Below are 7,809 nucleotides of genomic sequence, written 5' to 3'. Positions count from 1 at the left end.
TGTCGCCCATCGGTCCAGCTCGTCTCCGTCGTCGGTGGTGATGGCCATGCTAACCCGCAGCGCTCGGTGGATTTATTTGCGCTTCGATGTCCGCCTTGCCGCTCCGGGCCCGTGATGCTGAACAGGGGCAGTGCGCGACCGTGCCCCACCTACATGGGAGTACACGATGAACAAAACACGGCAGCACCGCTTCGGTGGCTGGCGCGCGGCACTGGCCGCGCTTTGTCTGCTGGTCACCGCCTGCGGTGGTGGGGGCGATGGTGGCGGTGGCGGTGGCCCCGCGGTGCCGCCCACCCTCACGCTGCAGCCTGTCTCTGTGAGCGTGACCGAAGGCCAGAGTGCGAGCTTCACCGTCGCGGCGGCAGGCACGGCCCCCCTCGCCTACCAATGGCAACGAAATGGGGTCGACATCGCAGGCGCCACGGCGACCACGCTGACCTTGGCGGCCACAGTGCTGGCCGACAGCGGTGCGGCTTTTCGTGCAGTCGTCAGCAATGCGGCGGGCACGGTCACGAGCAATGCCGCCACGCTCACGGTCTTGATGAGGGTGCCGGTGCTGACGGTCACGTTGCAGCCCGTCGCCACCACGGTGGTGACCGGCACGCCGGCCAGCTTCAGCGTGGCTGCAACCTGCAGCGCGGGTGCGCTCGGCATCCAGTGGCAACGCGGCCAGACCCCGGGCGGCATGCTCAGCTGGAGCGACATCACTTCGGCCACGGCCGCCGCCTACAGCTTTTCCCCCATCATCAGTGACAACGCGCTGCAGCTCCGCGCGCGGCTCGACTGCGGCGGCTTGAGCATCACCACCAGCCAGGCTGCGCTGCTCAGCGTCACGCTACCGCCGGTGGTGACCACGAGCGCATTGCCGCTCGTGGGTTTGCGGCCACAGGCCCAGCTGTACTCGTTGTCAGACATCGACCAAGAGCCCTCTGGCAGCTTTGCCTTCATCAGCTCTACCCGCATCAAGCGGCTGAGTGCAGACCTGTCCACCATCACGCCCGTGGCGGGTGGGAGTGGCGTTGGCTCCACCGATGGTGCCGGCGATGTGGCGCTGTTCAACCGCCCGCTGGGGCTCACCCATGATGCAGCTGGCAACCTGTACGTGGCCGACTCGGACAACTACACCATCCGGCGTATCGCCCCCGATGGCTCGGTCAGCACGCTGGCGGGTTCGGCCGGCCTCGCGGGGAATGCCGACGGCACTGGGGCCGCCGCGCGCTTCACGCGGCTCTATGCCATTGCCATGGGGCCCGACGGCGATCTTTACGTCGCCGATTACGACAACGGGCGCGTTCGCCGTGTCACGACAGCCGGTGTCGTGAGCACCTACGCTGGCATCACCCCCGCGTTCCAAGACGGGCCCATCGGAACTGCTTACCTCCTGGGCCCGAGCGCGTTGGCAGTGGCTGCAAACGGTGACGTGCTGGTGGCTGACGCGGGGCGCATCCGCCGCATCGTGCGCAGCGGCAACTCGGCCGCTTCGATAGAAACGGTGGCCGGCAACTCGATCAACGACCGCTCCGTGCCAGACGGCATCGGCACTGCCGCCGGCGTCGGGCCTACCGCCATGGTGGTGCGCGGCAACACCCTCACCTTTCGCGACGCCGCCGGCCTGCTGCGCCAGCTCGACCTGACGAGCCTGGCGGTCACCACACTGGCCGGCTCGCGCGCACTCGGCGTCGGCTTCGTCGACGGCATTGCGCCCACGGCGCAGTTGCAGGGCGAAGGCGGCATCGCGCTTGCGCCCAACGGCGGCTTCATGCTCGCCGAGAACCGAGAGCTCAGGCAGGCCAGCGCCACCGGTTTGCTGCACACCGTAGCCTCGGGGTTCGCGCAGAACATCACGGCGACAGGCGTGGGCACGCTCACGCAGATGCCTTTTGCAAGCCTGGCCAGCAGTGGGGGCCTGCAATCGGTGGCCGTCGACCCGGCGGGCAATGTCGTGGTGTTCGAGGTGCAGACGCGCTTGGTGCGGCGCATCAGCCCGACCGGCGCCGTGACACTCGCGGCGGGGCTGCCGACCGGCGCGCTGGCCAACGGCGTGATCGACGGCCTGGGCAGCGCGGCGCATTTCAACAGCAGGTTCGCGGCATTGGCCAGCGACAGCGCCGGTGTGCTCTACCTCGGAGACGATTTCGGCGTGCGGCGGATCGCGCTCGATGGCACCACGACCCTGCTCGCAGGCTCCCGAACCGATGCCGGCGCGGTCGACGGCAGTGCCAGCGCAGCACGGTTCCGCTTGATCCGCGGCCTGGCCGTGAAACCGGGTGGTGACGTGTTCGTGGCCGACAGCGGCAATGCGATTCGGCGGGTGGATGCGGCCGGCAGCGTCAGCACGTATGCCGGTGTGATGGGGCAAAGCAGCAGCATCGACGGGCCGGTGGCCGCGGCACGCTTCACCACGCCGGGCCCCATGGCCTTTGCGCCGGATGGTTCCTTGTACGTGGTCGACAACACCGGCCTCGACGGCGTGGTTCGCAGGATCGCAAGCGATGGCGCGAGCGTGAGCACGGTACCCATCCCGCCCAACAGCCAGGTCACGGCCATCGCGGTCGGCGCAGACGGCACCCTCTACTACGCCGGCTACCCCGGCCTGATGAAGCTGCCACCTGGCGGCGCGCCCAGCGTGCTTGTCTATCGCAGCGGCGTCATCTTGCTCGGCTCCAACCCCACGGTGTCAGACATCGACAGCATCGCGGTGCTCGCCCCCGGGCAACTGGTGGTGCTCAGCATGGGCCAGATGCTCATCGTGACGCTGCCATGACCGCAGCGAGCGCGCGAGCCTTGTTCACTCTGTCTTTCAACACAGCACTGCCAATGGGAGAGACCATGCAGACCACCCCTTACCCAACCTTGCGGCGCCTGCGCCGCGCAGCGATCGCGGCAGCCGCCGCACTCACCTTGGCAGCCTGCGGTGGCGGAGGTGGCGATTCGCCGGCTGCACCGCCTGTCGCGCCACCGGCCTCTGCGCCCGCAGAAACGCTGTTCGTGCCAGCCAACGCCTGGATCGGTGCCACGCCCCCGGGCGCGCAGCAGGTGGGTGCTGATGAATTCCGCCGCCGCCAGGCCGCAGGCGAACTTGTGCTCGTGACCGACGGCACGCGGCAAACCCAGCGTGCCGCGCGTCAGGCCCATGTGGCGGCCGAGCGAGCCTTTCTGGAAAGCCAGGCCGACTTGGGCGATGCCGTGAAAGCCTTGCTGGCGCAGGCGGCCACCACCACCGACCTCGATGCCGACGCAACGGCCACGCTGCCTGACGGGCAGCGGGTGGCGCTGAACAGCCTGGGCACGGCCATAGAAAACGCGGCGGCCGATTACCGGCGCGCGCGTGACCCGGCGCTGGCGCTGGCGGCTTACGCCCTGTCGTATGCCTCGCTAGCCGACGCGCTGCAGGCACAGATGCCGGTGCCCGCCTCGTTGGCCGGTGCCACGCTGGAGCAGATCAGGCAGGCGGCGCAGCAGATGGAAACGGCGCTCGGCACGCTGCCCGACATCGACAACACGCGGCTCGACCCGAGCGCACCCCCTGCACCTACCGGCACGCAGAACACCCAACGCCGGGCGCTGGCTTTCAACCCCGGTACTGGCCGCGACAACGACGGCCCCTGCACGCCAACCGGGTATGCCAGTCGCTACTACTTTCCCTTGCGCAGCTTCGTCTCGCCCGTGAAGAACCAGGGCCGGCGGGGCCTGTGCTGGGCCTTTGCGGCCATCGGAGCGGTGGAAAGCCGCGACCAGGTGCAATTGGGAACCACGCCCGACCTGTCGGAGCAGTTCCTGGCCAACCGGGTCAAGCTCTTGTGGGCCCCGAATGATTGGGTCGACGGCGGCTCGGCGGCCTTCGCGCTCAACACCGCGGAAGACCGCTTCCAGCGCTTGCCGTTCGAACCCGCCTGGACATACAACCCTTCGTTAGGTCGGGCCGACAACGCGTTCGACAGCGGCGTGGCCGGCACGGCCGCCTCGTACTTCGGCGCCTGCACCAACTATTCCGGCAGCTGCTGGCCGGTAGCGCACCAAAGCGACATCGTCTGCACGATGCAGCAGGGTGACACCTTCTGCAGCTATGAGGTTCACGCCTTTCCCGACGCGCCGGGGACCGGCGTGCGTGGCAGTCGGGTGCTGCCGGTGTGGTCTAACGGCCAGCCCTTCGACGACAGAATCCTGCGCGCGCACCTGGCCGCTGGCCGGTCGCTGATCGGCACCTTTCCGATCTACGAAGGCTTGATGGCCGCGCCCGCCGGCGTTGTGTCCACCTACCTTCGCCAGATGAAAAACAAGCAGGGCGATCTGGTGAATGGCAGCTACGGCGACCACCTGGCGCAGATCGTCGGCTTCGTCAGCAATGAACAGCTCTCGTTGCCGGGCGGGCCGCCGAGCACGGTGGGCAGTGGCGGCTATTTCATCGTGCGCAATTCATGGGGCTGTACCGCAGGCGACGCCGGCTACTACTACGTGCCGGCCAGCTACGTGCGCGACAACTTCTATTCGCTCGAGGTCCTGGACATCTTGCCCAACCGCAGCGCACGCTGGAACGCCGACCAAGTGGTGCCCGGCGGCACAGCCGGCCTGAGCGTCAACCTGCGCGCAAATGCCGCGGTGGGGCTGCGTGTTCGCGCCGACCTGGCCAGCGAGATCGTGGTGAACCACCCGGTGGCCAACTACGCGCGGCTGACGGTCACCTCCGATCGTGACGGCCTGCTGTACGACGGGCAATGGCTGGTCAACGCGCCGCTGGGCGGCAGCCTGTTTGCCAACTCGCTGCCCGTGACCTTGCAGACCGAGGGGTCGCGGCAGGTGACGGTGGTTGCGCGCTACGGGTCACAACAGGTCACGACGACCCGTGCGCTGGTGGTACTCAACTCGGCGCCGATCATCCGCTTCGAAGACAGCGGCAAGCCGCAGCAGAACGAGAACTTTGTGGTGAGCACGGTGGTGAGCGACCTCAATGAAGCCGACTCGGCTTCGCTCTGCGCCGCCATGACATGGCAGGTGACTGCGCCCGATGCCATCGTCTCGGGCACCGCCTGCAGCCGTGTCATCCGGTTTGGCGCCACAGGCATCCGGCAAGTCAGCGTTGCCACCCGAGACTCCGAGGGCCTGCCCGCTTCTGCGTTGGGCAGCTTCGAGGTGTCGCCGCCTCCCGTGAACCCTTACCCGCGCATCTCAAGCTTCGGCGTGTTGTCGCGCGACAGGGTGAACATCGGCAACCTGGGCTTCGGCTGTGTCGCGAACGCGGTGGCCGACAGCGCGTTGATCGACTTCCGGCAGTTCGGTTGCAAGCTGTCGATCCTTGGGGCCGACCCGTCGCGCTACTACGGCCAGGTGACCATCGAGAACCCGACAGCCGAGGCACTCAGCTACGACTGGACCTACACCGACTACTACCCCAACGGCACGGCGTCACCGCGCAGCGGGACCGTCAGAACGGCCACGCCCAGCGTCGAGCTGAACCGGTTTTTGCATGTGGGCTTAGACGGCGCGCAAGCCTCCTCCTTCCGCTGCACCGTTGACGTTCGCGTCAATGCGCCCGAGGCGTCACGCAGCAAGTCGCTGCGTGTGTGGAGCGGCCAGTGCATCAACGTGGAGCTGGGGCCACGCTGACGCAGCGCGGTGCACTCAGGGGCCCCAGGGCAGGTTTCCGTCAGAACGCCATGTTCAACGCGACTCGCAGCGACCTCGATTCGATCGGGTGAAAGTGTTTGTCGGCGACACCCTCGGCCGGCTCGCCTGGAAGGCGAGAGGTGTAGTAGTAGTCGATGGCCGAAACCTGCCTGTTGAAGAGGTTGAAGACATCGAGTTCGACGGTGACTTTCGGGGTGATCTTGTAGCCGGCGCGGGCATTCACGGTGGCGCTGCTGTTGGAGCGCACCGAGTTGTCCTCCAGCAGCGGCCGCGGGCCGAAATAGCGCAACTGCACGGCTCCGAACCACGGCCCCAAGTTGTCGACCGCCACCGCCGCGGACGCCACGCCTTCCACCGCACCCGGTATGCGGTCGCCTTCCGGCGCCGTTTCTCGAAAGCGTGCTTTCGCGAAGGCGATGTCCGCGTCGATGGTCAACCAGTCGCTGAGCTTGTAGAAGTTGGCCAGCTCGAAGCCCGTTCGGCGACTCGGGCGCCCTGCCTCGGTCGTGCCTGCATCGCCGACAAACAACAGCTCCGAGGCAAAGTCCAGCCGATACAGCGACAACGAGGTCTGCAGCCCAGGAATGAACGAAGTGCGCACACCGAACTCAAGCCCCTTCGAGCGCACCAGCGGTGTCACCTTGTCAACCGGGTCACCAGTCTTCGGGTCGGTGGTGATGACGGTGCCGCGCGCATCGTTGCTGTGAAAGCCGCTGCCCAGGTTCACGTACAGCTCCGTGGTGTCGAAAGGCCCGAAGATGAAGTTCAGCTTCGGGCTCAGGATGTTGTCGCTGGCCGAGCCGGAGTTGGCGTCCAGGTCACTGCTGACCTTGAACCTGAAAGTGTCGGCCCGCAAGCCGAGCACGGTGCGAAAGGTTTTGGTCCACGGGGTAGCGTTCTGGAACCAGACGCCAACGCTGCTTTCGGTGATGCGGTCGCGCCGTGTCGTGGACAGGGTCTGGCGCGCCTTGGTGTTCAACAAACCGTTGCTGATGCGGTCGTTTTGCAGTTGCGTGCCGACCTCGTTCTCGCCGTCGCGGCCAAACCAGTTGGTCGCCCACACATGACGTGCATTGACTGCGGTCATGGTGCGGCTGTCGGGCTGGTTGAACTGGTCACCATCGACTGGGTTGTCAAGGAAGTAGGTGAAGTTGGAGTACAGGTCCAGCCCCCAGCGCGCCACATAGGCGCTCACCTCGGTCGAGCCGCCGCCCGTGCTGCGGTGCCAAGCACCAGACAGGCTGTAGCGGCTGGCTTCGCCGCCATCGGTGGGGTCGATCAGGTCGAAGCGATCGAGTTGCCCGCTTTGCACGGCACGCAGCGGAATCTGATCGGTAGCGTTCCACTTCGCTTTGTAGGCCATCGCTGTCGCGTTCCAGCCGTTGGCCTTGTCGCCTTCGGCATAGCGCAGCACGCCGTTGAGCTTGCGGTAGTCGTCGGGGCGCTTGAATGGTCCGTCGTTGTGCAGCGCCTCCAATGCGTAGAGCAGCTTGCCCGATCCCAGGGCCGGTGAATCGGCCAGCAGCACACGGCGGTAGCCGTTCTGGCCAAAGCTGAGATTGGCAATGCCTTGCGGCAATTCGTTCGCGTAGGTGATCTCGACAGCGCCGGCCGAAGAGAAGTCGCCTTCGCCGGCGTAGTACGGCCCCTTCTTGTAGCGCAGGCCAGTCGCCAGTTCCGGGATCAGGAAGTTCAGATCCGTCCAACCCTGGCCGTGGCCGTGGCTGCGCTGGTTGACGAGCATGCCGTCAACCGTGGTGCGCAGGTCGGTACCGTGGTCGAGATTGAAACCGCGAAGGTAGAACTGGTTGGCTTTGCCTTCGCCGCTGTGCTGGCTGACGATGAGCCCCGGGGTGGACTCGAGCAGTTCGCCGGGCCGGTAGACCGTACGAGCTTCAATCTGCTTCTGGCTCACCGTGCCGACGTTGGCCGAGTCGGCCATGCCGACTTGTCTGTTTGCCGTGCCGGTGATAACCACCGGTTCGAGGATCTGCTCGCCGCCGGCCCAGGCGGGCGCTGCGAGCGCCGAAGCTGCTGCTGCGAGCAGATGCCAAGGACGGGGGGCGTAGCCGTAGCGGCGGGCCAGGGCGTGTTGGACCAGGCCTGTGGCCCGGTGGTGTTTGCTGTGCATGAGTTTTCCTGAGCGGAGCCCGCATCTCGCGGTTCCGCGGGCGCAATGGGATA

At 66.7% G+C, this 7,809-nt stretch carries 3 protein-coding genes; 2 read left to right on the top strand and 1 reads right to left on the bottom strand.

Features of this window, described 5'->3' with window-relative positions; all coding sequences use genetic code 11:
- Window positions 1-166: 166 nt before the first annotated feature.
- Both AC30QB_RS14025 and AC30QB_RS14020 read left to right on the top strand, forming a co-directional pair.
- Window positions 167-2,764 carry a hypothetical protein gene (locus AC30QB_RS14025; protein ID WP_489546845.1) on the top strand — a complete coding sequence of 866 codons (2,598 nt, stop codon included), beginning with the start codon at window positions 167-169 and terminating at the stop codon, window positions 2,762-2,764.
- A gap of 65 nt (window positions 2,765-2,829) precedes the next feature.
- A complete protein-coding gene (locus AC30QB_RS14020) occupies window positions 2,830-5,604 on the top strand; it encodes a C1 family peptidase (RefSeq protein WP_489546844.1) in 2,775 nt (924 codons plus the stop codon).
- A gap of 40 nt (window positions 5,605-5,644) precedes the next feature.
- Here the strand turns inward: AC30QB_RS14020 and AC30QB_RS14015 are convergent, their stop codons facing one another.
- On the bottom strand, window positions 5,645-7,756 hold the full coding sequence (locus AC30QB_RS14015; protein ID WP_489546843.1) for a TonB-dependent receptor: 2,112 nt from the start codon (window positions 7,754-7,756) through the stop codon (window positions 5,645-5,647).
- Window positions 7,757-7,809: the final 53 nt, after the last annotated feature.

It is taken from the genome of Rhizobacter sp. (assembly GCF_046595475.1).
Taxonomy (GTDB): domain Bacteria; phylum Pseudomonadota; class Gammaproteobacteria; order Burkholderiales; family Burkholderiaceae_C; genus Rhizobacter.
The sequence above is the reverse complement of the archived record's forward strand: the minus strand, read 5'-3'. Positions and strand labels throughout refer to the sequence as shown.